At 64.6% G+C, this 26,692-nt stretch carries 23 protein-coding genes; 10 read left to right on the top strand and 13 right to left on the bottom strand.

The window, feature by feature from the left end; genetic code table 11:
• Nucleotides 1-69: 69 nt before the first annotated feature.
• Nucleotides 70-1,479, bottom strand: a complete 1,410-nt coding sequence (locus tag ACOJB8_RS01005) for a DUF2252 domain-containing protein (RefSeq protein WP_475010600.1) — start codon at nucleotides 1,477-1,479, stop codon at nucleotides 70-72.
• A gap of 259 nt (nucleotides 1,480-1,738) precedes the next feature.
• Between ACOJB8_RS01005 and gltS the strand changes: the two genes are divergently transcribed.
• The 3 genes from gltS (at nucleotide 1,739) to ACOJB8_RS01020 (ending at nucleotide 4,828) form a co-directional block, all read left to right on the top strand.
• The gene (gene gltS / locus ACOJB8_RS01010) at nucleotides 1,739-2,953 is read left to right on the top strand and encodes a sodium/glutamate symporter (RefSeq protein ID WP_475010602.1); all 1,215 of its coding nucleotides are present in this window, start codon (nucleotides 1,739-1,741) and stop codon (nucleotides 2,951-2,953) included.
• 86 nt (nucleotides 2,954-3,039) lie between these two features.
• The gene (locus ACOJB8_RS01015; protein WP_342946789.1) at nucleotides 3,040-3,660 is read left to right on the top strand and encodes a LysE family translocator; all 621 of its coding nucleotides are present in this window, start codon (nucleotides 3,040-3,042) and stop codon (nucleotides 3,658-3,660) included.
• 190 nt (nucleotides 3,661-3,850) lie between these two features.
• On the top strand, nucleotides 3,851-4,828 hold the full coding sequence (locus ACOJB8_RS01020; RefSeq protein WP_342946790.1) for a 2-dehydropantoate 2-reductase: 978 nt from the start codon (nucleotides 3,851-3,853) through the stop codon (nucleotides 4,826-4,828).
• Nucleotides 4,829-4,951: 123 nt separating this feature from the next.
• On the opposite strand, the gene ACOJB8_RS01025 is transcribed toward ACOJB8_RS01020, so the two are convergent.
• Together ACOJB8_RS01025 and oxlT are read right to left on the bottom strand one after the other, a co-directional pair.
• Nucleotides 4,952-6,073, bottom strand: a complete 1,122-nt coding sequence (locus ACOJB8_RS01025; RefSeq protein WP_475010942.1) for a LysR family transcriptional regulator — start codon at nucleotides 6,071-6,073, stop codon at nucleotides 4,952-4,954.
• 22 nt (nucleotides 6,074-6,095) lie between these two features.
• Nucleotides 6,096-7,451 (bottom strand): oxalate/formate MFS antiporter, encoded by a 1,356-nt coding sequence (oxlT, locus tag ACOJB8_RS01030; RefSeq protein ID WP_342946791.1) that lies wholly within the window; start codon nucleotides 7,449-7,451, stop codon nucleotides 6,096-6,098.
• 371 nt (nucleotides 7,452-7,822) lie between these two features.
• Between oxlT and ACOJB8_RS01035 the strand changes: the two genes are divergently transcribed.
• Nucleotides 7,823-8,767 carry a LysR family transcriptional regulator gene (locus ACOJB8_RS01035; protein ID WP_069261631.1) on the top strand — a complete coding sequence of 315 codons (945 nt, stop codon included), beginning with the start codon at nucleotides 7,823-7,825 and terminating at the stop codon, nucleotides 8,765-8,767.
• 94 nt (nucleotides 8,768-8,861) lie between these two features.
• Here ACOJB8_RS01035 and ACOJB8_RS01040 read toward each other — a convergent pair whose 3' ends face one another.
• The 5 genes from ACOJB8_RS01040 to ACOJB8_RS01060 all read right to left on the bottom strand — a co-directional run bounded on the left by ACOJB8_RS01040 (nucleotide 8,862) and on the right by ACOJB8_RS01060 (nucleotide 13,381).
• The gene (locus ACOJB8_RS01040; protein WP_342946792.1) at nucleotides 8,862-9,836 is read right to left on the bottom strand and encodes a hypothetical protein; all 975 of its coding nucleotides are present in this window, start codon (nucleotides 9,834-9,836) and stop codon (nucleotides 8,862-8,864) included.
• A 51-nt stretch (nucleotides 9,837-9,887) separates the two neighbouring features.
• Complete coding sequence (locus ACOJB8_RS01045; protein WP_342946793.1) at nucleotides 9,888-10,700, bottom strand: fumarylacetoacetate hydrolase family protein; 813 nt, start codon at nucleotides 10,698-10,700, stop codon at nucleotides 9,888-9,890.
• A gap of 16 nt (nucleotides 10,701-10,716) precedes the next feature.
• On the bottom strand, nucleotides 10,717-11,964 hold the full coding sequence (frc, locus tag ACOJB8_RS01050; RefSeq protein ID WP_069261628.1) for a formyl-CoA transferase: 1,248 nt from the start codon (nucleotides 11,962-11,964) through the stop codon (nucleotides 10,717-10,719).
• A 471-nt stretch (nucleotides 11,965-12,435) separates the two neighbouring features.
• Nucleotides 12,436-13,164: a GntR family transcriptional regulator gene (locus ACOJB8_RS01055; protein ID WP_069261627.1), complete on the bottom strand. Its 729-nt coding sequence runs from the start codon at nucleotides 13,162-13,164 to the stop codon at nucleotides 12,436-12,438.
• A complete protein-coding gene (locus tag ACOJB8_RS01060) occupies nucleotides 13,145-13,381 on the bottom strand; it encodes a hypothetical protein (RefSeq protein ID WP_081771534.1) in 237 nt (78 codons plus the stop codon). The genes ACOJB8_RS01055 and ACOJB8_RS01060 overlap by 20 nt, the downstream gene beginning before the upstream one ends.
• Before the next feature lie 558 nt (nucleotides 13,382-13,939).
• On the opposite strand from ACOJB8_RS01060, the gene ACOJB8_RS01065 reads away from it, so the two are divergent.
• Complete coding sequence (locus ACOJB8_RS01065; protein ID WP_342946794.1) at nucleotides 13,940-14,377, top strand: DUF2917 domain-containing protein; 438 nt, start codon at nucleotides 13,940-13,942, stop codon at nucleotides 14,375-14,377.
• Between the two features lie 114 nt (nucleotides 14,378-14,491).
• Here ACOJB8_RS01065 and ACOJB8_RS01070 read toward each other — a convergent pair whose 3' ends face one another.
• On the bottom strand, nucleotides 14,492-15,655 hold the full coding sequence (locus tag ACOJB8_RS01070; RefSeq protein ID WP_342946795.1) for a porin: 1,164 nt from the start codon (nucleotides 15,653-15,655) through the stop codon (nucleotides 14,492-14,494).
• 616 nt (nucleotides 15,656-16,271) lie between these two features.
• Between ACOJB8_RS01070 and mprF the strand changes: the two genes are divergently transcribed.
• On the top strand, nucleotides 16,272-18,881 hold the full coding sequence (mprF, locus tag ACOJB8_RS01075) for a bifunctional lysylphosphatidylglycerol flippase/synthetase MprF (RefSeq protein ID WP_342946796.1): 2,610 nt from the start codon (nucleotides 16,272-16,274) through the stop codon (nucleotides 18,879-18,881).
• Nucleotides 18,878-20,251, top strand: coding sequence for a virulence factor family protein (locus tag ACOJB8_RS01080; RefSeq protein WP_475010616.1), 1,374 nt, complete (start codon nucleotides 18,878-18,880; stop codon nucleotides 20,249-20,251). Before mprF ends, ACOJB8_RS01080 begins: the two co-directional genes overlap by 4 nt.
• A gap of 181 nt (nucleotides 20,252-20,432) precedes the next feature.
• Here ACOJB8_RS01080 and ACOJB8_RS01085 read toward each other — a convergent pair whose 3' ends face one another.
• The 4 genes from ACOJB8_RS01085 to ACOJB8_RS01100 form a co-directional block, all read right to left on the bottom strand.
• The gene (locus tag ACOJB8_RS01085; RefSeq protein ID WP_069261623.1) at nucleotides 20,433-20,696 is read right to left on the bottom strand and encodes a cupin domain-containing protein; all 264 of its coding nucleotides are present in this window, start codon (nucleotides 20,694-20,696) and stop codon (nucleotides 20,433-20,435) included.
• A 190-nt stretch (nucleotides 20,697-20,886) separates the two neighbouring features.
• Nucleotides 20,887-22,488, bottom strand: coding sequence for an alkyl hydroperoxide reductase subunit F (gene ahpF, locus ACOJB8_RS01090; protein ID WP_368682486.1), 1,602 nt, complete (start codon nucleotides 22,486-22,488; stop codon nucleotides 20,887-20,889).
• 187 nt (nucleotides 22,489-22,675) lie between these two features.
• Nucleotides 22,676-23,239 carry an alkyl hydroperoxide reductase subunit C gene (ahpC, locus tag ACOJB8_RS01095; RefSeq protein WP_475010622.1) on the bottom strand — a complete coding sequence of 188 codons (564 nt, stop codon included), beginning with the start codon at nucleotides 23,237-23,239 and terminating at the stop codon, nucleotides 22,676-22,678.
• A 312-nt stretch (nucleotides 23,240-23,551) separates the two neighbouring features.
• Nucleotides 23,552-24,460: a LysR family transcriptional regulator gene (locus ACOJB8_RS01100; protein WP_069261875.1), complete on the bottom strand. Its 909-nt coding sequence runs from the start codon at nucleotides 24,458-24,460 to the stop codon at nucleotides 23,552-23,554.
• A 167-nt stretch (nucleotides 24,461-24,627) separates the two neighbouring features.
• On the opposite strand from ACOJB8_RS01100, the gene ACOJB8_RS01105 reads away from it, so the two are divergent.
• The 3 genes from ACOJB8_RS01105 (at nucleotide 24,628) to ACOJB8_RS01115 (ending at nucleotide 26,652) form a co-directional block, all read left to right on the top strand.
• Nucleotides 24,628-25,353: a pirin family protein gene (locus ACOJB8_RS01105; RefSeq protein ID WP_342946799.1), complete on the top strand. Its 726-nt coding sequence runs from the start codon at nucleotides 24,628-24,630 to the stop codon at nucleotides 25,351-25,353.
• A gap of 132 nt (nucleotides 25,354-25,485) precedes the next feature.
• Complete coding sequence (locus tag ACOJB8_RS01110; protein ID WP_042268447.1) at nucleotides 25,486-25,899, top strand: DoxX family protein; 414 nt, start codon at nucleotides 25,486-25,488, stop codon at nucleotides 25,897-25,899.
• 195 nt (nucleotides 25,900-26,094) lie between these two features.
• Nucleotides 26,095-26,652: an FUSC family protein gene (locus ACOJB8_RS01115; RefSeq protein ID WP_069261619.1), complete on the top strand. Its 558-nt coding sequence runs from the start codon at nucleotides 26,095-26,097 to the stop codon at nucleotides 26,650-26,652.
• The last annotated feature ends 40 nt before the right edge of the window (nucleotides 26,653-26,692 follow it).

Genomic DNA, 26,692 nt, shown 5'->3' on the forward strand with positions numbered 1-26,692 from the left:
AAAAGCGCAAGGATAGCGCGTTCCGCAGCACGCTTGGGCCTTGGCCTGCAGGTTCGACTCAGCCTTTGCTCATACGCGGAAATCGGCGGCCATGTCGTCGTCGCTGCGCGCGACGATCGCGCCGCTGCGCGCGGCCTTGAGGAACACGTCGTAATCGCGCTCCACCTGGTCGGCATAGCTGAATGCGTAGCCCGTGAGCGCCTCCGCGAACTGGTCGCTGCGGCCGATGTACGAAGAGATTTCGATGGCGGCGCTGCCCGATTTCGCGTGCGCACGCGCGAGCGCCCAGCCGCACAGACGCGCATAGCCGCAGAGCAGGGGACTGTCGAGCAGCTGCAGATCGACCGAGAGCTTCATGTCGCGCAACTGGCGCACGTAGAAATGACGGCCGTTGGGCCCCGTGGTCCAGCCGAGGAAGATATCGCCCGCGGCCTGCAGCAGCCGCTGGCCGTGCACGACGCGCGCGCCTTCGTGCTTGATCGAAGGCGACTTGAAGTACTGCGAAACGACCGAGCGGCGCGCCTCTTTCACCTGCAGGAAGAGCGGCTTCTCGTGATGATCGACGAGCAGCATCACGAGGCAGCGCGTGCCCACGCTGCCCACGCCCACCACCTTGAACACCAGGTCCTGAATCGCGAAGTGATCGAGCAGTTCGCGCCGGTCGGGTGCGAGCGTCTTCGCGTAAGCCTCGTACATGGGCTCGATCAGCGTGCGCCAGTCGCCAAGCGCGAACCAGTCGTCTTCGGGTTCGAATAGCGTGTTGACGCCGTGCACGTGAAAGAGCGCGGGCGGTGCGTCGTGAATCGTCCAGTGGTCGCCGTCGCGCTCCGCGAGCTTTTCGAGCAGATTCTCGTGCGTGCGGTTCGCGGCCTTCTCCATGCCGCGCCGGATCAGGCGACGGCCTTCGGGCGTGAGCGCGGTTTCGACCATGCGGTCGAAGGTGATTTTGTCGTACCAGAGATCGAGTGCGCCGTACTCCGCGTACTGGCGCAGCCGGTCGCGATAGCTGGTCACCGCCGTCATCACCAGTTCCTCGGCCACGCCGCGCGAGTAGCGCATGTGCCGCGCCGCCACGACGAAGCTCGCCACGAGCCGCTTCACGTCCCACTCCCAGGGGCCGGGCGCGACCTCGTCGAAGTCGTTGAGATCGAAGACGAGCTGGCGCTCGGGCGTAGCGAAGGCGCCGAAGTTCAGCAGATGCGCGTCGCCGCAAATCTCCATTGTCATGCCGGTGTTGGGCACACCCGCGAGGTCGTGCGCCTGGAGGATCGCGCTGCCGCGGAAGAACGTGAAGGGCGAGACGATCATGCGCCCGTAGCGCAGTTGCACGAGGTTCGGCACGCGGCCTTCGCTGCTCGCGCGCAGCAAGGCGAGCGGATCGCGCTTGATGGTGCCGGTTTCCTTGTGGCTCGAACGTTTCGAGCGCTCGCGCGCGGCACGCCCGGCCGCCTCGCGTTCAGCAACGGTGCTCCCATTCATGACCTTCTCCGGTTCTTGTACGGTCTCGCGCGGATCGTGGCAAACGGGGAAATGCGCGGGTATTCGTCCTGCATGGGCGGCGGCTTTGCGCCTGAGAATGCCTGCCAATTTAAGCGTGGGGCCCCGTTTCGTGCAAGCAACGCGGCCGGAACCGGCGCCTGGCTGCGCACCATGCGCGCAACGCGCAGGCGCCTGGTGTACCGTGCGCGAAAGATGCGCCGCCAGCCTGGCCCTCTCATCGCCCCGCCGGACACCCGCCATGAACGTCAAAGTCTACGGAACGCTCGTCGTCGCATCGCTCGTGCTGCTGATCGGCCAGTGGCTCGTCGCCGCCGTGCCGATCCTGCGCAAATGGACGATACCGGAACCCGTGGCAGGCGGCATCGTCGCCGCGCTGATCGTGTTCGGCCTGCACAGCTTCGCGCACACGGACGTGGTCTTCGACACCTCGCTGCAGGCGCCGCTCATGCAAGCGTTCTTCGCCACGATCGGCCTCAATGCGAATCTCGCCAACCTGAAACAGGGCGGCCCGGTACTCGTGCGCTTTCTTGCCGTCGTGGTCGCCCTGCTCGTGCTGCAAAACGTGTTGGGCATCGCACTCGCCATGGCGTTCGGCGTCGATCCGCTGTTCGGGCTGCTGGGCGGCTCGGTCTCGCTCGCGGGCGGCCATGGCACGGGCGCCGCATGGGGTGCGGTGTTCACCGAGCATCACGGGCTGCAGTCCGCGACCGAAGCGGCGATTGCGTGCGCCACCTTCGGGCTGGTCATGGGCGGCATTCTTGGCGGACCGGTTGCGCAGCACCTCATGAAACGCATCGGCGCACAGGCGGGCGCCGATACGCCTGGCGCCGGCGGCGCGGCGACGCCCGATCCCTACGCATTCGAGGAGCCGAAAGCCGAGCAGCCCACTACGCCGGGCGCGTTCATCAACACGCTCACGCTCATCGCCATCAGCCTCGCCGTGGGCGAAGCGCTTTCCGGGCTGATCGCAGGCACCGCGTTCGAATTGCCGGCCTTCGTGTGCGTGCTGTTCGTCGGCGTGCTGCTCGCCAACGGGCTCGCGCTCATCGGGCGGCCCGTGGCCGAGCATGCCGTCGCGCTGATCGGCAACGTGAGCCTCGCGCTCTTTCTCGCCATGGCGCTCATGACGCTGCGCCTGTGGGACCTCGCCGCGCTCGCGCTGCCGGTGTTCACGATCCTCGCCGCGCAAACACTGCTCATGGTGGTCTACGCGATCTTCGTGACGTTCCGCGCGATGGGCGCGAACTACGACGCTGTCGTGCTTACGGCGGGGCACTGCGGCTTCGGCCTCGGTGCAACGCCCACGGCGATTGCGAACATGCAGGCGGTCACGGCGCGCTTCGGCCATTCCCATCTGGCGTTTCTCGTGGTGCCGATGGTGGCCGCGTTCTTCATCGACATTGCCAACGCCATCACCATCAAGCTCTTTCTCATGCTGCCGATTTTCCATTGAGCGGCCTGGTGGCCCGCGCGAGGCGCGCTAGAATGTGCCGATTCACGGCGCGCCGCGCACGGCGCTAACGTTCTTCGAGCGTCATCATGTCCCTCACCGCCTGGCTCTTCTTCCTGCCCGCCTGCTTCGCCCTGAATATGGCGCCGGGCCCGAACAATCTCCTCTCGATCAATGTGGCCGCGCGGCACGGTTTTCTGCGCGCCTTCCTCGGCGGCACGGGCCGGCTCGTTTCGTTCGCCGCCATGATCGCGCTCGCGGCCACGGGGCTGGCCGTGGTGCTGCGCGCTTCCGAGGCGGTCTTCTTCGTCATCAAGCTTGCGGGCGCCGCTTACCTCGTGTGGCTCGCCATACAGCTCTGGCGCAGCGACGCCAACCCCATCGGCGAAAGCATGGATGGCGACGCCTCGCTCGCGCGTCTCGCATGGCGCGAATGCCTCGTGGCGGCGGGCAACCCCAAAGCGATTCTCGTTTTCACGGCTTTCCTGCCGCAATTCGTCGATGTCGCCAGGCCCATCGCCCCGCAGTTCGGCGTGCTCGGCGCGAGCTTTCTCGTGCTCGAATGCGTGGCCATCGCGCTCTACTCGCTCGCCGGCATGTACCTCGGCCGCTGGCTCACCCGCACCACCGTGCGCCGCTGGTTCAATCGCACCTGCGGTGCATTTCTCGGTCTGATCGGCGTGAGTTTTCTGCTCGTGCGGCGCGCCTGAACAGCCTCCTCAGGCGCCCCTTATCCATAAGCTTCTCTTGATGATTTTCCCGACAAACTTTAACTGTCGTTAATCGACAGCGCCCCCTATGCTCAAACCATCGTCCGGGGGCGCGGCGAGCGGGCAGCTTCCCCATCGCTCGCGAAACGCCCTGCGGACAAGCGGTTTTCAACGTCATTGGGGTTTCAATATGAAGATCTGCATCTTTGGAGCGGGCGCTATCGGAGGCATGATGGGCGTGCAACTCGCCCGTGCAGGCGCCGACGTGAGCTTCGTCGCTCGCGGCCCGCATCTGGCCGCCATGCGCGAGAACGGCGCGCGTCTGCTGATGGACGGCGAAGAGTACGTGGCGAAGGTGCGCTGCACGTCCGATCCGCGCGAACTGGGCGTGCAGGACGTCGTCATCATTACGCTCAAGGCGCATTCGGTGGCGGGCGTGATCGACGCGATGCAGCCGCTCCTCGGCAAGCACACGGCCATCGTCACGGGCACCAACGGCATTCCCTACTGGTACTTCTACCAGCATGGCGGCAAGTTCGCGGGCACCCGCCTCGAAAGCATCGATCCGGACGGCGCGCAATGGAACCGTCTCACGCCCGAGCGCGCGATTGGCTGCGTGCTCTATCCGGCGGCCGAAATCGACGCGCCTGGCGTGATTCGCCACGTGTACGGCAAGAAGTTTCCGATCGGCGAGCCTTCGGGCGAGCGCACGCCGCGCATCGTCCAGCTTCATGAAGCCATGGAGGCCGCCGGGTTCGATGCGCCAATCCGCGAGAACATCCGCGACGAAATCTGGCTCAAGCTGTGGGGCAATCTCTGCTTCAACCCGATCAGCGCACTCACGCACGCCACGCTCGACGTCATCACCAGCGACCCGGCCACGCGCGCCGTAGCGCGCATGATGATGCTCGAAGGCAAGCGCATTGCCGAGCGCTTCGGCGTGAACTTCCGTGTGGACGTTGAGCGTCGCATCGACGGTGCGGGCGCAGTAGGCGCGCACAAGACCTCGATGCTCGTCGACCTCGAAACCGGCCGGCCGATGGAGATCGATCCGCTGATTACCGTCGTGCAGGAAATGGGTAGCCTGGTTGGCGAGCCGACGCCGGCCATCGACACCGTGCTCGCATTGGTCAAGCAGCGTGAGCGGATGGCGATGCAGCCGGCGTAACGTAAGTCGCGGCGAAGGGCGGCGCGAGCGCCGCCTTTTTTTGCGCCCCGGTTCTGGTGCTGGAAAAACAAGAACGGATCGCTTCGGGCGATCCGTTTTGCTTTGCAGAAGAAGAAACGCGCGCTATTCGATGCGGGCGTGGGTGCGGGTTACCTGGAGCGGCGGCGGCGTATCGGCGCCGCGCAACGCGACGCGCATCGGCGTGCCGTTCGAGCCACGCATCGGCGAGCCGTCGATGGACGTTTGCGGCAGCGCCTCGCTATCCGGCGATGGGGCCTCCGGGTCCGAACCGTCCGCGACTGGCCCGTCCGGCATGAACTGGGACCACGCCGCCTGAGCACAAGGCCGTAGCGAACGATGGCGACGCCGCACGAGCATCGTCGTCACGTTGACGACCGGATGCAGCAAACGCGTGACGAGCGGCCCCGCGGGCACGGGCCAGTGACACGTTGCGTGCGCAACGTCGCCCGCACGCTGCGCGTGCCCCCCGCGCGCGCCATCCGTGCACACGGGCAACACGCCGATGCCCATGCCGAGCTGTGCCATGCGCGCCACGCCCGCCACGTGCGCGAACTCCTGCAGCGGCCTCCCCTCAGGCCGCAAACCGTCCAGCGCACGCATCACCGCGCCGCGGCAGCCAGCGTCACGATTGAGCGTGACGAGCGGTTCGCGCGCGAGATCGTCCCATCGCAGCGCCCCCTGTAGCGCAAGCGGATGGTGGGCTGGCAAGAGCGCGCAAAGCGGCGTGGCCGAGAGCGGTTGCACATCGAGGTTGCCGCTCGCGAACGGCACGCTTTCCGCGATCACGCCGAAATCGGCCTCGCCCTGCTCGACCGCCTGCAGCACGGCCGCCTGCGGCAAGTCCTGCAACTGCAGCGTGAGCGAAGGAAAAGCCGCTGCACAGCGCGCGAGCGCAACGGGCACCCAGGTCGACGAGAGCACCGGGTTGCTCGCCACGAGCACGACGCCGCTATGCGCCTGGTGCGCGTCGCGGCCCTCGTTGAGCGCCATCTCGATCTCGTCGAGCAGGCGGCCGATGCGTCGCTCGAAGCCGCTGCCCGCGAGCGTGAGCTCGACCTGGCGCGTGGTGCGGTCGAAGAGCTTGAGTTCGATCGCTTCCTCGAGTTCGCGCACGCAGCGGCTCACCGCCGACTGCGTGAGCCCGAACTCGCGCGCAGCGCGCGTGAAGCTGCGCGCCCGCGCCACCGCGACGAACACCTTGAGCTGCTGGAGCGATACGTTCATCGACATGGCGGGCCAGCGCGCCTCATTCGCCGCTTTGGTTGGACCAGTGCGGCAACCCCGCGCCCGTATTCGTGGCCAGCGTGACGTTGGGCTCGTTGCTCGCGTCAGCGCTGGCTTCGCTGCTCTGTTCGATCAGACGCTTGCGCATCGGCGCGAGGAAGAACTTGGCGCTCACGCCCGCCGCGATCGTGATGACCGCAGCCGCGATGAACACCGCGCTCCAGCCGCCCGTAGCAGACAGCACCGAGGCCACCGGCACGAGCAGCGCTGCCGTGCCCTTGGCGGTGTACAGCGTGCCGGCATTCGATGCGGCGAACTTGCTGCCGAACGTGTCCGCGCAGATGGCCGGGAAGATCGAGAAGATCTCGCCCCAGAACAGGAAGATGAGCGCGGCGAAGGTCATGAACGCATACGGGTTCGTGCCGAACTGCATCATGCCGAGCAGCGCGAGCCCTTCACCCACGAAGATCAGGAACATCGCGTTCTCACGGCCGATCTTGTCGGAGATGAAGCCGCACAGCGGACGCGTAAAGCCGTTGCAGATGTTGTCGATCGACAGCGTGAGCGTGAGGAGCGGCAGCGTCATGCCGAACACCGTCATCGGAATGCGGGCGAGGCCCCAGTCCTTGGCGATCGGCCCGATCTGCGCCGTTGCCATCAGGCCGCCGGCGGCCACCGCGACGAAGCAGATGTAGATCACCCAGAATACCGGCTGCTTGACCATCTGGCCCGGCGTGTAGTCGACGCGCGAGACGAGACGGCGGCCCGCCGCGGTGACGGGGCGCGTCACGGGCTTCACGAGCACGAGCGAGAGCACGAGAATCGACACGCCCTGCAGCACGCCGAAGAAGAAGAACGTGTGCTCGTAGCCGGAGCGCGTGATCATGTTCGCAATCGGAATCACCGTCACGGCGGCGCCGGCGCCGAAGCCCGCGGCCGTGAGGCCCGCGGCGAGACCGCGGCGGTCCGGGAACCACTTGAGCGCGTTGCCCACGCAGGTGCCGTACACGCCGCCCGCGCCGATACCCGCGATCACGGCCGACACGTAGAGCATCGGCAGCGTCGTGACGTAGGAGTTGATCACCCAGGCGAGGCCTGCGCAAACCGCGCCGCCCGCCACGACCGGACGCGGGCCGAACTTGTCGACGAGCCAGCCTTCCACCGGCACGAGCCAGGTCTCGGTCAGAATGAAAATCGAGAACGCCAGTTGAATCTCCGCCTGGCCCCAGTGGTGGCGCGAATTCATCGGCGCGACGAACAGCGTCCATGCGTATTGCAGATTGGCAACGAGCGCCATGCATAGCATGCCCACCACCAGTTGAAACCAGCGGTTCGTCCAGAACGGACCGCTCTCGCTCCTCTGACCGATTGCATTCATATCGCTTGTCTCCGCTATCTATTCATTGCAGCCTGCATGATTACGGGTCTGCATAAATCAAGGCTTATGGTTTTAGCTTTTCACTTCGCTGTGCTGTGTTTTTTATTCGCCGGCTGAATCAAGAATCCGATTGGATATTCGTCAATCCTCATTCACCCTGGCATTACGTCAGACCCTGAAAACATCGTGAAACAAGGGCTTTTCTCAGTGTTGTCCCTTATGAAATCGTATTTCCGAGCGTTAACCCGAACCTGGCTTCGAGCGCTTTGCACGGCATTCGGACTCCTTTCAACTTATGCTAGGGTGATTGCTGAATTACTCACAATTAAAGTTTGTTATTATGTGGATTCAGTATCCTTTATGGTTCGGCCATGACGATGCGAAACGCCACGCTGCGCCAGCTCAAGGTCTTCGAGACCGTGGCGCGCCACCTCAGTTTTTCGCGTGCTGCGGAAGAGCTGCATCTCACCCAGCCGGCCGTTTCCACGCAGGTTCGGCAGCTCGAAGATCACGCGGGCCTGCCGCTCTTCGAGCAGCTCGGCAAGAAGATCTATCTCACGCCCGCGGGCACGGAGATGCTCCACTACAGCCGCGCGATCATGCAGCAGTTCCACGAAGTGGACGAGGCGATGAGCCAGCTAAAGGGCGTCTCGGGCGGCAAGCTCAACGTGGCCGTCATTAGCGCCGGCGATTACTTCTTTCCGCGCCTGCTGGCCGAGTTCACGCGCCGCTACAAGGGCGTCGCGCTCAATCTCTCCGTGCACAACCGCGAGCAGCTGCTCCAGCAGCTCGCCACCAATCAGACCGATCTCGCCGTGATGGTGCGTCCGCCCCACGCGACTGACGCCATCAACGAGCCGTTTGCGCCTCACCCGTACGTGATCGTTGCGGCGCCCACGCATCCGCTCGCCAACAAGCGCGCCATCAAGCTCAGCACGCTCGCCAACGAGGCGTTCATCGTGCGCGAGCGCGGCTCGGATACGTGGAACTCGATGGAAGAAGGCTTCGCGGGGAAGATCACGAACCTCAAGATCGCCATGGAGATCCAGAGCACCGAGACGATCAAGCAGGCCGTGATCGCGGGCATGGGCATCGCCTTTCTTTCGGCGCACACCATCAGCCTCGAACTGCAGGTCGGTCACCTCACCGTGCTCGACGTCGAAGGCTTCCCGGTCATGCTCAACTGGTACGTCGTGCACCGGAAAAACAAGCGCCTGCCGCCCGTCGCGCTCGCGTTCAAGCGCTTCCTCATGGAGGAAGGCGCGCCGCTCATCGAGAACATTACGAAAGTGTCAGAAGCGAGCTTGCATAAGTAAGATTTAATGGATAGCCAAGAAACCATCATGCATGACTAATCATTCGCGTCATATTGCGCGTTCTGTTGTTTTCCCCTGCTCCCGCAGATAGACGTCAGTGCGGTCCTTGCCGCTGACGCAGCGCACCGCCCCGGCTGCGTCGCCGCCGTGGCAAATCCTGTGACGCGTGATGACCCGCGCGCCCTCCGCTTCCGTGCGGCGTGTCGCTCGCGGCCAGCCAGGCGGGTTCGAACGCGCCGCTGCCGCAGGCCGCGACCAGCAGTTCATCCGGCACACCCGCAAAACTTGCATGGAATGTTGCGCTGAAGGGCTCGCGTGGCGGTGACGCCTCGACGGCGCCCGTGCGGGCGAGCCGCGGCCGCCGCGCGCCGCTCATGAGCCGCACGCCCAGCGCCGCGCACAGCACGCTCGCCGCGACCAGCACGGAGATCTCGAAATCGGGCGAAGCTCGCGCGCTCAGGAATTCGTAGCCGAGCGCAGCGCCCAGCAGCAGCGCGATGACCTGCATGACACGGTCGCCGCGGCCGAACGGCACGCGCCTGCGGACCGAGCCGCTCGCTTGCGCGCCACGGCTGAGCAAACGCAGCGCGCCGCCGGTCAGCAATGCGCCGATCGCCGCCGCGACGAATAGCGCTACACGTTCGCCAGCACTCCGCTCAGGCTGCAACACGTAACCAACGAACGCGCCGATCAAGACACTCGCGCCCGATACACCCCCCAGCAGCGCCGCCGTCCGCGCGCGGCGCGTGAGGTCGCGCCGGCCCGCGAGGCACAAACCGCCCAGCACGCCGGCTTCGACCGCGACGGTCGCGTCGGGCCCATGCATCCAGCCCGCAGCGATCACGCCGGGCGGCACGGTCAGTAGCAATGCGAACGAAATGGCGAAGGCGAGCCGATGCCTGCGCGGCGCACCAGCGCGCCTGGCGCAGGACGGCGTGGAGCGGGAACGCGACAACGGCCACGCACGCACCGGCGCGAGCGCCGCCAATTGTGCAAATGCACAGCCAAGCCATGCGAACAGCGCGCCAGCGCCCAGCCACGCCAGGTCGCCAGCCAGTTGCTCCGGCATTTCTCCTCCTCGCGCGGCATCGCTGCCGCGCGCGTCTTTGGTTTCAGGCCGTCAAGCCGCGCCCTCTACGGCGGCAAGCGACTCGATTTGCGCTGACGCGGCGCCCAGCGCATTGCTCAACGTACCGATCCCTTCGATGGTGACCTCGACCGTTGCGCCATCAACGATCGAGCCCACGCCGAGTGAGGTGCCGCACGCAATCACGTCGCCGGGTTCGAGCGTCAGATCCTGAGAAATAAGACTCACCTGCTGCGCCGGCGAAAACACCATGTCGTCGAGCGGATAATTCTGCCTCTCCACGCCATCGAGTTTCGTGACGACGCGTGCGCGCTGCCAGTCGAACCCGGAAACGATCGCCGGACCCAGACAACAGAACGTATCGAAACCTTTGGCGCGGCACCATTGCGGGAAGTGCGGATTCTCGGTGATGAGGCCCGCTGCCGTGACGTCGTTGACGATCGTGTAGCCGAAGATCGCCGACTCGGCTTCCTTCACGCTCGCATCGCGGCAGCGCTTGCCGATCACGATGCCGAGTTCGCCTTCGAAGACGATTTTTCCCGCATAGTGAGCAGGACGCCGAATCAATTCAGAAGAGCCGATCACCGAAGCCGCCGGCTTGATGAGAAAGAGCGGGTGCGATGGCACCGGCTTTTCGAGTTTCGCGGCGAGCGCGTGAAAATTGTTCCACAGCGCAACGATCTTGCCGGGTGCACAGGGCGCGAGCGGCGTAAGCGCGCGCAGCGACAGCACTGCGCCAGTGGGCACCGGCTGATCGAGCCCTTCGTATTCGTGCAGGTAACCGTTCTCGACGCGGCCGAACACGATGCTGCCGTCGCTCGCCATCAAACGCATCCACGTTTCCATGTTTCGCTCCTCGGTTTCAAACGGCGCCAGACGCGCGCAGCGAGTGGATCTCGTCCTTCGTGTAGCCGAATTCGGCGAGCACTTCGTCGGTGTGTTCGCCCAGCATCGGCGAACGCGTGACTTCGGTCGGGCTATCCGAGAGCTTGATCGGGTTGCCCACCGTGAGGTACTTGCCGCGCACCGGGTGATCCACCTCGACGATCGTGCCGCTCGCGCGCAGCGATTCGTCGCTGGCGATCTCCTTCATCGAGAGAATCGGGCCGCACGGAATGTCGTAGCGGTTGAGCACGGCCATTGCGTCGAACTTCGTGCGATGCATGGTCCAGTGCTCGATCTCGTCGAAGATCGCCTTCAGGCGCGGCAGGCGCGCATTCGGCGTGGCGTAGTCCGGATCGTCGATCCACTCCTCGCGCCCGATCAGCTTGCAGATGCGGTCCCACACGGGTGCCTGCGCGATGAAATAGATATAGGCGTTCGGATCGGTCTCCCACCCCTTGCACTTGAGAATCCAGCCCGGCTGCCCGCCGCCCGACGCATTGCCGGCGCGCGGCACGGCCTCGCCGAAGCCGTCGTTGGGATACTGCGGGTACTCTTTCATGACGCCGGTGCGCTCGAGCCGCTGCTGGTCGCGCAGCTTCACGCGGCACAGGTTGAGCACGCCGTCCTGCATGGCCGCAAGCACCTTCTGGCCGCGCCCCGTGTGCGTGCGCTGATAGAGCGCGGTCACGATGCCGAGCGCGAGATGCAGGCCCGTGCCGCTGTCGCCGATCTGCGCGCCGGAGACGACCGGCGGGCCGTCGTCGAAGCCTGTCGTCGACGCCGCACCGCCCACGCACTGCGCGACGTTCTCGTAGACCTTGCAGTCCTCGTACGGGCCGGGGCCGAAGCCCTTCACCGAGGCGACGATCATGCGCGGGTTCAGCGTCTGTATACGTTCCCAGCTGAAACCCATGCGCTCGAGCGCGCCCGGCGCGAAGTTTTCGACCAGCACGTCGCAATCGCGAATGAGCCGCTCCAGCACGCGCTTGCCTTGCGGGTTCTTCGTGTCGAGCGTGAGCGAACGCTTGTTGCCGTTGAGCATCGTGAAGTAAAGGCTGTCCGCGTCCGGCAGGTCGCGCAGCTGCTCCCGCGTGATGTCGCCTGCGCCTACGCGCTCTACCTTGATCACGTCCGCGCCGAACCAGGCGAGCAGTTGTGTGCAGGTGGGTCCCGACTGCACGTGTGTGAAATCGAGGATGCGCACGCCGTTCAATGCCTTGCCCATGTCATGTCTCCTTATCTAATCGTGGCCGGGCGAGTTTTCGAAAATCGGTGGGGTTGCGTGGGCAGAGGCGTTTCGCGCGATGGCGTGTCATCTGCGTCCTTGAGCAATACGGTATGTGATATATCACAACGAAGCAAGAGGAGAATTGCCCATCGGGAATGCCATTAGAATCGCGTCGAAGCCTTATCCAGCATGACTTTGGTGCAAGTTCGACGGCATTGACGCGGTGCACACGAGGGAAAACCCCGAACATTTGCCGCATCTGATATGCCAGATTCCGTGTGAAGGATGGCTGCTTTGCACCGGGATTTGGTCAGGGCTGCCAGGGGTTGATGCGCATAAAGTCGGCTCTCGGAGGCCGTTCTGCCGACGCGTGATGAATGAGCGTGATGGGACGCGAAGGAACGTAAACGCAAAACGGGAGACCCGAAGGTCTCCCGTTTTGCCCAGAGGCGGCGTCAGCCGCCTGCGTCAATCCAGAAAATCGCAGTTCTTCTCGACATAAGCCGCGAGATCGAGCGAATGCTGGCGCACGAGCTTTTCCGCCAGCTCGGTGTCACGCTTCTCCAGCGCCTCGATGATGCGCAGATGATCGACGATCGAGCGCGAAGCCCGGTCGCTCTGCGAAATCGTCATGCGGCGAATGGCGCGCACGTGCACGAAGATGTTCTTGATGGTGTCGAGGATGATCTGCGAGCGGGAAAGCTCGACGATCGCCTGGTGGAACGCGATGTTGGCGTCCGAGTACTCAGCGATGTGTTCGGCGGGCGTGCTGTCGCGGAAGTCGTCGAACATGTGGCGCAGCCGCGCGATTTCCTCGTCGGTGGCGTGGATCGTGGCGAGACGCGCGGCCATGCTTTCGAGCGCGGCCCACATCTGGATCATCTCGACGATCTCGCGCTTGCTCTTGCGCACGATATAGATGCCGCGGCGCGGCACCATGCGCAGGAAGCCCTCCTGCTCGAGCAGCGTCATGGCCTCGCGAACCGGCGTGCGGCTCACGCCGAGCGATTCGCTCAGCACGCGCTCGTCGAGCCGGATTTCCTCGCGCGACTGGTAGATATCGGCGTCGGCAATGGCCTGGCGCAGCATGGCATAAGCCTGATCGCGCAGGCTCAGTGTGGCGTTGATGGGCTGCAGCGCCAGCTTGAGCGGCGCCGCTTCCCGGCTTGCTACAACTTCAGTTTGTTCTGACGACATTGATTACCTCTTTTCCGACCTGCGGACGGATTCGCGGACCGAATTGTGCACGACGAACGGCCCTGGCGCGCGGTGCTTCGCCCAAACCAGCGTACCGGCCATGCTGCGCAGCCTGCTCAATGGCGGACTGCGGCAGCCACCTGGCGATCATGACCGTAGCAGCTGCACCCAGACCCACGACCGCTGCACCGAACAGTGCGAGAGAAACGAAATCCATTTGAAGCTCCGCATGATTGAGTAATCGAATAACTCAATCATATGTTGCGTCGCCACAAAAATCAATATTCTGTATGTGATATATCAGATGCAGTCGTTTCCACACAACACATCGATGCCGCGAGGCGTATCAGGGAGGACGCCCCCACATTGTGGGACGGTTCGACGGATATCCATAAAAAACAACCAATCCTAGTGAGAAAACGGTGCTGCCCGCAAGAGGATATGCCATCGAAGGGCACGATCGCGTCATGCAAAGGTGCGAACGAGACTCGCACGCAACACAAACTGCGGCTGCCAAAGCCCATTTAAGCATTTCCGGTTGACAGCGCTGCAAGGCACCCCGCACACTCAAGCCATGCACACGTCCTCCACCCGCCTCGTCATCGCAAACACGATGAATCATCCGTGGAAAACCCATACGGGTAACCCACGGGGATGGTGTGCGTACTAGCAGTCTGTCGTCACGCAAATCACAAGCCCCGCCGGCATCGACGGGGCTTTTTGTTTTTCTGGGTGACAGCGCTCCGTCCGTCGGCTCCAAAAACTGGAGAAAACGATGGATGACGCTTTTCAGGCAGCTTCACTGACCGCTTCGCAACCCGCTTTACAGCCCGCCCCACAATCCGCGCCGCACGCCGTTGCGGACGCAACCGACCGTCTCGACGATCCGTTGCCCGTCCAGTCGGTCCACTTCGCCGTGCCGCCCATGCGCACTGTCACCTGGCGCGTGAGCGCATCAGCCACGCTGCGTGTTCAGGTAGCCCAGGTATGGGTCACGCGCGCCCGCTCGCCCTACGACCACTGGGTGCAACCGGGCGAGACGCTTCGGCTCGAGCGTGGCGAACGTATCTGGCTCAGCACTGAGGCCGCCTTGCCGGCACGCGTGAGCATCACGAGCGCATGGCAGCCGCCGTTCGCGGGCGTGCGGCGCGGTATGGAGCGCCTCGCCGCCTGGCTTGCGCTGCTCACGCTCCGGCGTTCCCGCGAGGCGTGACGCGCGATGCCCTGACGCTTGACGCGCCTTGAGCCGAACCCAGGGCCGCACACGCCAAAACGCCGGATGCGCCGCCCGGTTGGCGCATCCGGCGTTGTCGATCGAGGCCGTCGCTCAGAACTTGTGCCGCAGCCCGAAGTTCACGATGGTCTGGTTCGAGGTGCCCGAGTAACCGTACGAGCCGACCGAAGCCTCGGCCGGCATCGAGCCGCCCGTGCCGTTGCCGGTATCGCCGCTCGCATGCTGCCAGGCCGCCGTCATGTAAAGGTCCGTGCGCTTCGAGAGGCTGTAATCCGCGCCGAGCGACACCTGGTTGTAATTCGCCGACGTATCGCCGTTGGCGTGCGTGTAGCTGTAGCCAATGCCAAGCAGCAGCGCCGGGTTCAGCTGATAGTTCATGAAGCCCTGGCCGGTGTTGTACTTTTGCGTCTCGCGGAACACCGAACTCGCATCGGGCGAGTAGCGCGCGTTGCTGTAGCCGAGGCCGAAGGTGAACTGGCCGAGCTGGTACTGCGCCGCCGCGCGCGCAATGGTGAGCGAATGTGCCGTAGCGTAGCCGGAGTTGATCGGGCCGTCGAAGGTGCCGTCCGAGGTGCTCGTCCAGCCGCCGGTGCGAATGCCGTTGACGGCCTGGCTGTTCGCCGCGTAGAAGTAGCCGCCTGCCAGCGCGAGCGGACCGTTGGTGTAGTTGACCGCCGCCGAGTACGACTGCTCGGCGCCTGTCGAACCCGCGATGCCACCAAACGAGTACATCGCCGCAGCCTGGAGGCCGCTCCATACGGGCGTGGTGTACTTGACGGCGTTGTTCACGCGGAAGCTGTTGTCGTAGTTATCGACGTCGCCGGGCGTTGCGAACACGGAGCCGAAATAGTTGTCGGCCGTGATGCCCTGCACGAGGTCGATGAGCGGGTCATACTGCCGCCCGAGCGTGAGCGACCCGTACTGCTCGGCCGTCAAGCCCACGTATGCCTGTCGGCCGAACAGCCTGCCGCCCTGCGCAAGCGCGCCTGTGGACGGGTTGAAGCCGCTTTCCAACTGGAAGATCGCCTTGAGGCCGCCACCGAGATCTTCAGCGCCCTTCAAACCCCATCGCGAGCCGGAGAGATTGCCGAAGCTGCTGTTGCCGAGCGTCCAGAGGTTCTTGCTGCCGTCGGCGTGATTGACGTAGGTAATCGAGGTGTCGATGGTGCCGTACAGCGTCACGCTAGTCTGTGCCTGAGCCGTGCCAGCAACCCCGAGCGCGGCCAGTGAAAGGGAAGTCAAGGCTAGTCTTTTCACGTCATTCTCCCGGCACGGTAAAACAACTCTTGACCAAAGCAGACTAACTCGCCCTTCGAGCATTGTAAAAGGATTAAACGAGCTGTCTCGAATTAGTGACAGCGATTTCAGAAAGTGCCTGGTTAACACCCAAAACATCATCTCCGGCTGCCAACCAGGAGTGCCTGCAACGCCCGCCACGCAAGGCTTTCGGCGAACCAGCCCACTCGGCGCGCGTTTCAGCACGCGATCTGCGCCCCCCCATTACTCACAAGTTAACGATTACCTTGCCGTTCTGGCCGCCTGCTAGCCAGGCCCCACAAACATCAATCGCAAAAAGATTATTCCCTAATTAAATCCACTAGTTACGACGCGTCATCGCGTCGAATTGATCTGCACCCAATAGCGGTTTCTTGCACCGGGGCGTCAACCGGCGGGTAGTCCCATGCGTTTGCTGAGCTTAACTAGTCCTTTCCGAACGATTACGATTCGGCTCGAATTTCCGGTTCGCGCGCGTGATGCGCGAGACCCGGCCTCGAAAGAACGTAAGCGCAAAACGCGAATAAACACGATGTCACCGCCGGGGAAGCTGTAACAGTCGATACGGCGACATCGCAGAGAGCCACCAGACCGATCCATGTCCCAATCGCATTCTTCGCGCGCGGCGCGCGCCCTCGGGGCGCTGCGCCGCCGTGCCGGTGCCCTGCACCTGCAGCGCTTTGTCGCGCCGGTGTTCGCGCTCGGTATCTGCGCGCTGCTGCTGGTCGTGTTCCAGCACCTCTCTCGCACGGTCGACTACCACTCGGTGATCCGCCAGCTCTGGACGCTCACGCCCGCGCAATGGGTCGGCGCCCTCGCCGCCACGGCCGTGAGCTTCGTCGCGCTGGTCGGTCGCGACGCCGTGGGCCTGCGCTACCTGGGCGCGCGCGTCTCGCGCGGCGCGTTGTGGGCCGGCGCGATCGCCGGCTCGGCGCTCGGCAACGTGACCGGCTTCGGCGCGCTCACGGGCGGCGCCGTGCGTTGCCGCGTGTACGGCGGCGCGGGCGTCACCGCCGCGCAGATCGGCCGCATGACGGTGTTCACGAGCGTCACGCTCGCCCTCGCACTCGTGTTCATGACCGCGCTCGGCATGGTGGGCGCCGCAAGCACGCTCTCCGGTCTGCTGCACCTCTCGCCCGACGAACTGCGCCTGATCGGCGGCGTGGTGCTCGGCTGCGGCGCGGTGATGGTCATCGTTTGCCCCGCAAGCGCGCGCGAGATCGAGCCGTTCGGCCGCGCATGGCTGCGCTTTTCGGTGCCGGCGCGGCGCGACCTCGTCGCGCAGCTGCTGCTGGCCGCGCTCGACGTGGTCGGCGCCGGGCTCGCGCTCTGGTCGGTCATGCCGCATGCGCTTCTCGGCTTCACCGACTTCCTCACCGTGTATTGCGCCGCCATGCTGCTCGGCCTGATCGGCCACACGCCCGGCGGCATCGGCGTGTTCGAAGCCGCGATGGTCTACGCGCTCGGGCCGAGCGTGCCGACCTCGAAGGTGCTTGCCGCGCTGCTCGCCTATCGCGCGATCTACTTCGGCGCGCCGCTCGCGCTCGCCGCCGCGGTGCTCGCCGTATTCGAGGGCCGCGCGCTCAAGACACCGCTCGGCGCCCGCTTTGCGAAGCGCGGCGCCGATGGCGTCTCGCAACTCGCGCCGCTCTTCCTCGCCATCGTGACGTTCGTGACCGGCAGCATGCTCGTGATCTCGGGCGCCACACCCGCGTTCTCCAAGCGCATCGCGCTGCTCCAAACCATCGTGCCGCTCTGGGTGCTCGAAAGCTCGCAGCTGATGGGCAGCCTCTTCGGCGTGTTGCTCCTGTTCGTCGCGCGCGGTCTGCTGCGGCGTCTGGACGCCGCCTGGTGGCTCGCGCTCGTGATCGCCGTGGCCAACCTCGCGCTCTCGCTCGCCAAGGGCCTCGCCTTCGTCGAAGCGGGCGTGCTGTGCGTGCTGATCGTGCTGCTGCTTGGTACGCGCAAGCGCTTCAATCGCCACTCGTCGATGTTCAGCGAGCGATTCACGCCGGCCTGGCTCGCCTCGGTCGGCTGCGTGATCGCGCTCGCCGTGTGGGTGCTGCTGTTCGCGTTCCGCGATGTGCAGTACTCGCAAAGCCTCTGGTGGCAATTCGCCTTCCACAGCCGCGCGCCGCGCGCGCTGCGCGCCACGCTCGGCGCCGGCGTGTTCGCCGCCGCGCTCGCACTGTGGCAATTGCTGCGCCCCGCCGCCGGCCGCTTCGTGATGCCCCCGAGCGAAGACCTCGAAGAAGCCGCGCGTATCGTGCGCGCGCAGGAACGCAGCGACGCGGGCCTCGCGCTGATGGGCGACAAGAGCTTCCTCTTCTCCACCTCGCGCAAGGCTTTCCTGATGTACGCGAAGCGCGGCCGCACGTGGGCGGCGCTGCACGATCCGGTTGGCCCGCGCGAAGAGTGGCCCGCGCTGATCCGCGAATTCGTCACGCTCGCGCACGCACACAACGGCCGCGCGGCGTTCTACCAGGTGCGCGCCGACGCGCTGCCGCTCTATCTCGACGCCGGCCTCACGCTGATGAAGCTCGGCGAGGAAGCGCGCGTGATGCTGCAGGAATTTGACCTCAAGGGTCCGCAGCGCGCGCATCTGCGCTACGCGCTCAAGCGCGGCGAACGCGACGGCTTTTCGATCGAACATATCGAGCCCACGCAGATGGGCGCGAGCCTGCCGGTGCTGCGCGCGATCTCCGACGCGTGGCTGCAGGACCGCGAAGCGCGCGAGAAAAGCTTCTCGGTGGCCGCGTTCGACGACGACTATCTCGCCGCGCAGTCCGTCTTGCTCATCCGTCAGAACGGCGAGCCGCTCGCCTTCGTCACCTTCATGACGACCGACCTGAACACCGACGCGACGGTGGGCGTCATGCGCCATATGCCGGGCGCCTCGCCCTACGCGATGGAATATCTGTTCACGCAGCTCGCGCTGCATCTGAAGGCCGCAGGCTACCAGTCGCTCTCGCTCGGCATGGCGCCGCTCTCGGGCATGGGCCCTTCGCCGCTCGCGTCGTCCTGGCACCGGCTCGCGGGTTTCATCTGGCGCTTCGGCGGCCGCTTCTATAACTTCCGGGGGCTGCGCGGCTTCAAGAACAAGTTCGCGCCGCGCTGGGAACCACGCTATCTGGCCGCTTCGGGCTCGATCAGCGTGTTCATCACTCTCGCTGATCTATCGCTGCTGGCAGGAGGCTGGCGCTCATGACATTCCGTATTCCCAGGCTGCCGCGCATTGCAGGCACGGCAGCGGGCGCCGCTGCGCTGGCGTTTTGCGCGGTTCACGCCAACGCGGCTTCGACGCCCGTCTCGACGCCCGCCTCCGCCGCGACCATGCACGTTTCGGGCGGCCGTTACGGCGAAGTCGCGGTGACGAAACCGAGTGTCGCCATGCGCGGCTTCACCGTGCTGTTCTCGGCGGACAAGCACTGGAGCGCCGCCGACCAGACGCGCGCCGACGCGCTCGCGCAGCATGGCGCGCTCGTCGTGGGCGTGGATATGGAGCGCTATGCGCAGAACCTCGCCGCCGTGAAGAACGAGACCTGCCACAAGCTCTACAGCGACGCCGAAGCGCTGAGCCACCAACTCGAACGCCAGCTAGGCTCCAGCGAGTACTACGCGCCGATCGCGATCGGCAGCGGCGAAGGTGCGCTCATCGCACAGCGCATGCTCTCGCAGGCGCCCGCGAACACGATGGCGGGCGCCGTGTCGCTCGATCCGGCCGCAAAGCTCGACGCGCGCTTCGCGCCCTGCCCGGCCGACCCCACGCTCTCGCGCGGCAATGGCCTGCCCGGCTTCTTCGAGCAGGGTGTGACGACGAAAGATGTGCACGCAGCCACTTCCGGCGCTCCGCGCGCCTTCGCCCCCAGCGTTGCCGACGCCGACAAGATCGTTGCCCTCACATCGAATCACCTGCGCGTCGTGACGGAAAGTGAAGAGGACGTGTCGGACCTGCCGCTCGTCGAACTGCCCGCGGCGCACCCCACCGACATGCTCGCGGTGGTGATCTCGGGCGACGGCGGCTGGCGCGATCTCGACAAGACGATTGCAGAAGCGCTGCAAAAGCAGGGCATTTCGGTGATCGGCTGGGACGCGCTGCGCTACTTCTGGAGCGAAAGGACGCCCGAGCAAACGAGCCACGATCTCGCCCGCGTGCTGAAGACTTACGGCTCGCGCTGGCATGCGCAGCACATCGCGCTCGTGGGCTACTCGTTTGGCGCGGACGTGATGCCGTTCGCCTACAACCGTCTGCCCGACACGTTGCGCGCGAAGGTTTCGTACATGTCGCTGCTCGGCTTCGCGCCCGACGCCGACTTCCAGATTCGCGTGACGGGCTGGCTCGGCATGCCCGCCAGCGACAAGGCACTGCAGGTGCGCCCGGAACTCGCGAAGGTGCCACCTTCGATCGTGCAATGTGTGTATGGCGCGGGCGAGAAAGACACGCTGTGCCCGGCGCTCGCGAATACCGGCATCGACGTCGTGAAGACGAACGGCGATCACCACTTCGACGGCGACTACAATGCGCTCGCGGGGAAGATCATCGCGGGGTGGAAGAAGGAAATCGCGGCGCGGGGGTGAGGGAGCGAGTCGCCTTAGCGCCAGCGCTCCCACGTTAGTCTTCGCTGGCTATCGGAGCAATGGATCCTCGGTCGCTGTTTCATTTGCAACACCTCGGCTGCTCACGCAGGGTGTAGTGTGCTGCATCGACCCGTTGAATCCGTACGGAGCTTCGGCCCCTCGCGGCATAGGCGCCTCCCCCTCACTTCCTCCCCACCAGGTACTGCACGCCCTGCGGCCCATAGCGCTCGGCGTGCGGCAGGTTGGCAGCGAGATGAAATACGTCGCCGACCTTGTAGTGTCGCTCTTCGTCGCCTACGCGGATGTGCAGTTCGCCCTCGATGACCAGCGCCTTCGCTTCGAACGGATGCGAATGGACCTCCATGACGCCGGCTTCGCGCGTCACGACAACGGGCTCGGGAAAGCCCTCCTCGGCCAGGCTGCGGATGAATGTTTCGCGCTGCATGTTTCGTCTCCTCGATCGACGGTGCCGACCAGCAGCCAGTTTGGCACGCACACCGAGACGCTGTTCATTTAATTTCACATATTCTGTAAAAGGCAGCCCGCTCGTCCAGGACTGAGCCGTCTTCTTGCGCGAAACCATAAAAAAACGCCGGCGTGAGCCGGCGTAAAGAGAGACTGCTACAACCCTTTGCTTAGGCGACCACGGGCGCCGCCTTAGCATCCTCTTCCTGCTCCACGGAGGAGCGGATCAGGTAGTCGAATGCGCCCAGCGATGCCTTCGCGCCTTCGCCCACGGCGATCACGATCTGCTTGAACGGCACGGTCGTCACGTCGCCCGCGGCGAACACGCCCGGCACCGACGTCTGGCCCTTGGCGTCCACTTCGATCTCGCCGTGCTTCGACAGCGCCACCGTGCCCTTGAGGAACTCGGTGTTCGGCACGAGGCCGATCTGCACGAACACGCCTTCGAGTTCGAGATGACGCTTCTCGCCCGACGTGCGTTCGAGAAAAGCGAGACCCGTGACCTTCTGGCCGTCGCCGGAAATCTCCGTGGTTTGCGCGTTCACGTGCACCGTGACGTTCGGCAGGCTGCGCAGCTTGCGTTGCAGCACTTCGTCCGCACGCAGTTGCGCGCCGAATTCGAGCAACGTGACATGGCTCACGATACCGGCCAGGTCGATTGCCGCTTCCACGCCCGAGTTACCGCCGCCGATCACCGCCACGCGCTTGCCCTTGAAGAGCGGGCCGTCGCAGTGCGGGCAGTAGGCCACGCCCTTGTTCTTGTACTGCTGCTCGCCCGGCACGTCGACATTGCGCCAGCGGGCACCGGTGGCGAGCACCACGCTCTTCGCACGCAGCGTCGCGCCGCTTTGCGTACGCACTTCGAAGCCGTTGCCCGAGGGCACGAGCGCTTCGGCGCGTTGCAGATTCATGATGTCGACGTCATAGGCGCGCACGTGCTGCTCCAGCGCCGTGGCGAACTTCGGCCCTTCCGTTTCCGTGACCGAGACGAAGTTCTCGATGGCCATCGTGTCGAGCACCTGGCCGCCGAAGCGCTCGGCGAGCACGCCGGTCTTGATGCCCTTGCGCGCCGCGTAGATCGCAGCCGCAGCGCCAGCGGGGCCGCCGCCGACGATGAGCATGTCGAAAACATCCTTCTGGTTCAGCTTCTCGGCAGCACGCGACGATGCGCCGGTATCGAGCTTCGCGAGAATCTCTTCCACGCCCATGCGGCCCTGGCCGAACACTTCGCCGTTCAGGTAGATGGTCGGCACGGCCATGATCTGGCGCTTCTCGACTTCGTCCTGATACAGCGCGCCGTCGATCGTGACGATCTGCACGTTCGGGTTGAGCGAAGCCATCGCGTTGATCGACTGCACGACTTCCGGGCAGTTCTGGCACGACAGCGACATATAGACTTCGAACGAGAACGCGCCGTCGAGCGCCTTCACCTGTTCGATGGTGTCGTTCTCGAGCTTGACCGGGTGGCCGCCCACCTGCAGCAGCGCCAGCACGAGCGACGTGAATTCGTGGCCCATCGGAATGCCCGCGAACGTGACCTTCACGTCGGAGTTCGCGCGCTTGATATCGAACGAAGGGGTACGCGCGTCGCCGGCTGCGGCGCCACGGCGTGCCTCGTAGGAGATGCGATTCGAGAGCGATGCGATGTCCTGCAGCAATTGCTGCAGTTCTTGCGACTTCTCGCCATCGTCCAGGTACGCAACGATCTCGATCGACTGCGTGACTTTTTCGAGGTAGCTTTTGAGTTGATCTTTGAGGTTGGCGTCGAGCATGGCTTTTTTTCCGGCTAGAGAAGAAGCGGGGGAATTCTAAGTATTGCCTGGCAATTTCGCCGTTCCGCTTATGGCGTCAAGAGGCGAACAGGCACCCGGACCGCGGCCGAGTGGGCGCGGCCCGGGGATACAGCTAGTGAGACTTGGGCGTCATGCGATCAGGGCGATCGCATTTGAACAGCGACGCTTAGATCTTGCCGACGAGGTCGAGCGACGGCTTAAGCGTTTCAGCGCCCGGCGTCCACTTGGCGGGGCAGACTTCACCCGGGTGTGCTGCCACGTACTGAGCGGCTTGCACCTTGCGCAGCAGTTCCTTGGCGTCACGGCCGATGCCGTTGTCATGGATTTCGCACAGCTTGATCTCGCCTTCCGGGTTGATCACGAACGTGCCGCGCAGTGCCAGACCTTCTTCTTCGATCATGACGTCGAAGTTGCGCGTGATTGCGCCCGTCGGGTCGCCGACCAGCGGGTACTGGATCTTGGCGATCGTCTCCGACGTGTCGTGCCATGCCTTGTGCGTGAAGTGCGTGTCGGTCGACACACCGTAGACTTCGACGCCCAGCTTCTGGAATTCCGCGTACTGGTCAGCCAGGTCGCCGAGTTCGGTCGGGCACACGAAAGTGAAGTCGGCCGGGTAGAACACGACGACCGACCACTTGCCCTTGAGGTTTTCCTCAGAGACCGGAACGAACTTACCGTTGTGGTATGCGGTTGCCTTGAACGGCTTGACTTGCGTGTTGATGAGAGACATGCGTTGTTTCCTCGCTCTGGGTTGGGAAAAGGTATGGACGAAGATTACGGGAACCGCGTCCGTTTGAAAAATTGGTTGCTTTGATCGCGGGTATTAACCCTGCCTATCGGACCCCATAGCGTCCGTCAAAGCCCGCCAGTATGGGATTCCGCGCCCGCATCGCGCAGCCCGAGCAACCCTCGGGGCGGTGAGCATACAACGAAACTGCGACAAGGCGCCTCACGCGGCCGCGCTGTCATGTTGCGTTCACGAAGCTTTATGCGTTAGATGCAGGCGCAACGGCCCTTCTGCAAGGGCCGCACGCTTGCTGCGTCAAAGCGCCCCGCCACGCGCGGTTGCCGCACGCGCCGCGAGCCGCTCGCGCAGGTATTGCGTGAATGCGCGGATCGTCACGGAAGCTTCACGATGCTGCGGGTACAGCGCATGGAGCGCGTTGGGCGGCGGCATGAACGGCTCCAGCACCTCCACCAGCAGCCCCGCATCAACCGATCCCGCCACGATGAAGTCCGGGAGGTAGCAGATGCCGAGCCCGGCAATGGCCGCGTCGCGGATCACTTCGCCGTTGTTCGCGCGCAGCGGCCCATGCACGTCGAAAGGCGTGCGCACGCCATCAACGATGAATTCCCACGGCGCGCGGCCCTGCTGCCCGTACGGCAGGCAGGCGTGCTGCGCGAGATCGGCAGGCGTTTGGGGCGCGCGCCGGCGGCGCCGGTAGCCGGGACTGCAGCAGGCGATCATGCGCACGTCGATGAGCTTTTGCGCGACCAGCGTGGAATCCGCCAGCCGGCCGATCCGCAGCGCCATGTCGAAACCCTCGCCGATCACGTCGACGGTGCGGTCGCTCAGATCCATGTCGAAGCGCACGTCCGGATGCTCACGCAAAAATTCGGCGACGAGCGGCGAGAGGTGCGCCATGCCGAACGACATCGGCGCGCTCACTTTCAGCAAGCCGCGCGGCTCGCTGCGCCGGTCCGACATGGCCTGCTCGGCCTCCGAGACGTCCGAAAGGATGCGCTTCGCGCGCTCGTAGAAGTCCTGGCCGAGGTCCGTGACCGCCAGTTTGCGCGTGTTGCGCACCAGCAGGCGCGCGCCCAGATCGCCCTCCAGCGCCGCCACGCGCCGGCTCACGAACTGCTTGGAAAGCCGCAGCCGATGGGCCGCCGCCGTGAAATTGCCCGCATCCACGGTGGTCACGAAGATCCGCATGTCGTCGAGTTGCATTCCGATTGTCCACTTCATCGTGACAGTGAGTCGTATTTTACGGTGATTCCAGTCGATTTGATTGACCTAAAATTCTTCCATCGCAACCAATCAAGCGAATCCCATCAACCCAATGGGGCCAGGGTAAGGCGCTAAAGCGCCAACTCGGCCCGACAGGAGAGACGAAAATGATCGAACTTCGCAAGGCAGACCAACGCGGCCGCGGTGAACATGGCTGGCTCAGCTCGCGTCACACGTTTTCGTTTGCCAACTACTACGATCCGAAGCAAGTGGGCTTCTCGGACCTGCTCGTGATCAACGACGACCGCGTGGCCCCGGCGCGCGGCTTCGGCAAGCACCCGCACCGCGACATGGAAATCTTCTCGTACGTGCTGGAAGGCGCGCTGGAGCACAAGGACTCGATGGGCACGGGTTCGGTGATCGTTCCCGGCGACGTGCAGCTGATGAGCGCCGGCACCGGTGTCGCGCACAGCGAGTTCAACCACTCGGCCGACGAAGGGGTGCACTTCCTGCAGATCTGGATTGCACCGAACGTGAAGGGTGCGCAACCGCGCTACCAGCAGAAGAACATCGCCGATGAGGAAAAGCGCGGCAAGTTCCGCCTGATCCTCTCGCCGGACGGCGCCGACGACTCGCTGCTGCTGCGCCAGGACACACGCGTCTATGCAGGCCGCCTCGACGGCGCGGAAACGGCGAAGATCGAAGTGGGCGCCGACCGCTACGCTTACGTTCACGTGGCGCGCGGCAGCGTGAAGCTGAACGGCGTGGAACTGGGCGAGGGCGACGGCGCGCGCATCCGCGCCGAGCGCGAGTTGAGCTTCAGCGACGGACACGATGCAGAGGTCCTCGTGTTCGATCTGCGTAATATCGAAGTGTCGGAGCTCTGGTCCTGACTTCGGCGTTGCGCCTGAGGTTATGCTTGCGCAGACCGGCGCGCGGCGGTCCATTCACTCAAAGTGGGCCGCCGCCCGGCAAAGCGCGAACTGATACGTAGTGAACTGCTTAAAACTTATTCGGAGAAAACCATGCGATACAACCTGTTCGGGCCGGGCAACGACGTCGTGCTGCTGGTCTCACGCATTCTGCTGACTTCCCTGTTCATCCTGTTCGGCTGGTCCAAGATCACCGGCTTTTCGGGCACGGTCGACTACATGGCGCACGTGGGCGCGCCCGTGCCGATGCTGTCGGCCGTCATCGCCGTGATCATGGAGTTCGCGGTCGGCATCCTGCTGCTCGTGGGTTTCTACACGCGGCCGCTCGCCGTGCTGCTCGCGATCTATACCGTTGCGACGGCCTTCATCGGCCATCACTTCTGGACCATGACGGGCGCCGATCAAATGGCGAACATGATCAACTTCTACAAGAACATCAGCATCGCCGGCGGCCTGCTCGCACTCGCGGTAACGGGTCCGGGCGCGATCTCGATCGACAGGAAGTAACGCACGGTTTTTTGGCTGTAGAAAGGCGCGATGCCAGTTGGCATCGCGCCTTTTTTTGTCTCGCTCCTGCGCCACGCGGCGACGCCGTTGCGCATGCATCGCCTGCCCGACGATCCGCATATTGCAAACACGGCTTGATATGCTTGGCAACGCGCCCGCCCAGCCTCACGTTCTCCTTACGACCGATCACGCGCAATGCACGACCCTCAAGACAACCTCTACGCCTATCTGACTTCGCTCCAGCAATCGGCGCTGGGCACGCTCAAGCGCCTGCCGCTCAAGAGTCGCGCCGCGCAAGGCACGCTCATGGCGATGCGCGCCGTGTGCGCGGCAGGCCTTGCATACAGCATCGGCCGCGCGCTCCACACCGAACAAGCGTTCTGGGCCGCGATCACGGCGATTGCCGTCACCCAGCACGATTACGCCGATACGCTTGCGCAGTCGCGCGACCAGTTCATCGGCGCGATTGCGGGCGGCGCGGTGGGGCTCGCGACGGCGGCGTTCGGCCCGGAAAATCTCGCGGCCTACCTCGTCGCCGTGAGCGTGGTGATCATCGGCTGCTGGTGCCTGAGCGTGAGCACCGCCGCGCGACTGGGCGCGATCACCACCACGATCGTGCTGCTCGTGCCCATTAACGGACCAGTGTGGGACGTCGCGCTCTTTCGCGTGGCGCAGGTCGCCATCGGCATGGCGTGCGCGGTGCCGGTCAGCTGGCTGTTCTCGTATGTCGAACGGCGCTGGCTGCAGTTGTGAGCCGCTTCTCTCAACGCCTGCGAAATAAACCATCTCCGCG

The sequence above is a fragment of the Paraburkholderia sp. BR10141 genome (genome assembly GCF_056155635.1).

What these genes read in the sequence shown, in the direction of transcription:
- oxlT (WP_342946791.1), bottom strand. Translation starts at nt 7,451, where the DNA reads ATGAATGCAATCGGTCAGAGGAGCGAGAGCGGTCCGTTCTGGACGAAC.
- ACOJB8_RS01110 (WP_042268447.1), top strand. Translation starts at nt 25,486, where the DNA reads ATGCGATACAACCTGTTCGGGCCGGGCAACGACGTCGTGCTGCTGGTC.
- frc (WP_069261628.1), bottom strand. Translation starts at nt 11,964, where the DNA reads ATGGGCAAGGCATTGAACGGCGTGCGCATCCTCGATTTCACACACGTG.
- gltS (WP_475010602.1), top strand. Translation starts at nt 1,739, where the DNA reads ATGAACGTCAAAGTCTACGGAACGCTCGTCGTCGCATCGCTCGTGCTG.
- ACOJB8_RS01035 (WP_069261631.1), top strand. Translation starts at nt 7,823, where the DNA reads ATGACGATGCGAAACGCCACGCTGCGCCAGCTCAAGGTCTTCGAGACC.
- ACOJB8_RS01005 (WP_475010600.1), bottom strand. Translation starts at nt 1,479, where the DNA reads ATGAATGGGAGCACCGTTGCTGAACGCGAGGCGGCCGGGCGTGCCGCG.
- ACOJB8_RS01055 (WP_069261627.1), bottom strand. Translation starts at nt 13,164, where the DNA reads ATGTCGTCAGAACAAACTGAAGTTGTAGCAAGCCGGGAAGCGGCGCCG.
- ACOJB8_RS01060 (WP_081771534.1), bottom strand. Translation starts at nt 13,381, where the DNA reads ATGGATTTCGTTTCTCTCGCACTGTTCGGTGCAGCGGTCGTGGGTCTG.
- ACOJB8_RS01065 (WP_342946794.1), top strand. Translation starts at nt 13,940, where the DNA reads ATGGATGACGCTTTTCAGGCAGCTTCACTGACCGCTTCGCAACCCGCT.
- ACOJB8_RS01100 (WP_069261875.1), bottom strand. Translation starts at nt 24,460, where the DNA reads ATGCAACTCGACGACATGCGGATCTTCGTGACCACCGTGGATGCGGGC.
- ACOJB8_RS01025 (WP_475010942.1), bottom strand. Translation starts at nt 6,073, where the DNA reads ATGAACGTATCGCTCCAGCAGCTCAAGGTGTTCGTCGCGGTGGCGCGG.
- ACOJB8_RS01080 (WP_475010616.1), top strand. Translation starts at nt 18,878, where the DNA reads ATGACATTCCGTATTCCCAGGCTGCCGCGCATTGCAGGCACGGCAGCG.
- ACOJB8_RS01015 (WP_342946789.1), top strand. Translation starts at nt 3,040, where the DNA reads ATGTCCCTCACCGCCTGGCTCTTCTTCCTGCCCGCCTGCTTCGCCCTG.
- ACOJB8_RS01020 (WP_342946790.1), top strand. Translation starts at nt 3,851, where the DNA reads ATGAAGATCTGCATCTTTGGAGCGGGCGCTATCGGAGGCATGATGGGC.
- ACOJB8_RS01115 (WP_069261619.1), top strand. Translation starts at nt 26,095, where the DNA reads ATGCACGACCCTCAAGACAACCTCTACGCCTATCTGACTTCGCTCCAG.
- ahpF (WP_368682486.1), bottom strand. Translation starts at nt 22,488, where the DNA reads ATGCTCGACGCCAACCTCAAAGATCAACTCAAAAGCTACCTCGAAAAA.
- mprF (WP_342946796.1), top strand. Translation starts at nt 16,272, where the DNA reads ATGTCCCAATCGCATTCTTCGCGCGCGGCGCGCGCCCTCGGGGCGCTG.
- ACOJB8_RS01105 (WP_342946799.1), top strand. Translation starts at nt 24,628, where the DNA reads ATGATCGAACTTCGCAAGGCAGACCAACGCGGCCGCGGTGAACATGGC.
- ACOJB8_RS01085 (WP_069261623.1), bottom strand. Translation starts at nt 20,696, where the DNA reads ATGCAGCGCGAAACATTCATCCGCAGCCTGGCCGAGGAGGGCTTTCCC.
- ACOJB8_RS01045 (WP_342946793.1), bottom strand. Translation starts at nt 10,700, where the DNA reads ATGGAAACGTGGATGCGTTTGATGGCGAGCGACGGCAGCATCGTGTTC.
- ahpC (WP_475010622.1), bottom strand. Translation starts at nt 23,239, where the DNA reads ATGTCTCTCATCAACACGCAAGTCAAGCCGTTCAAGGCAACCGCATAC.
- ACOJB8_RS01040 (WP_342946792.1), bottom strand. Translation starts at nt 9,836, where the DNA reads ATGCCGGAGCAACTGGCTGGCGACCTGGCGTGGCTGGGCGCTGGCGCG.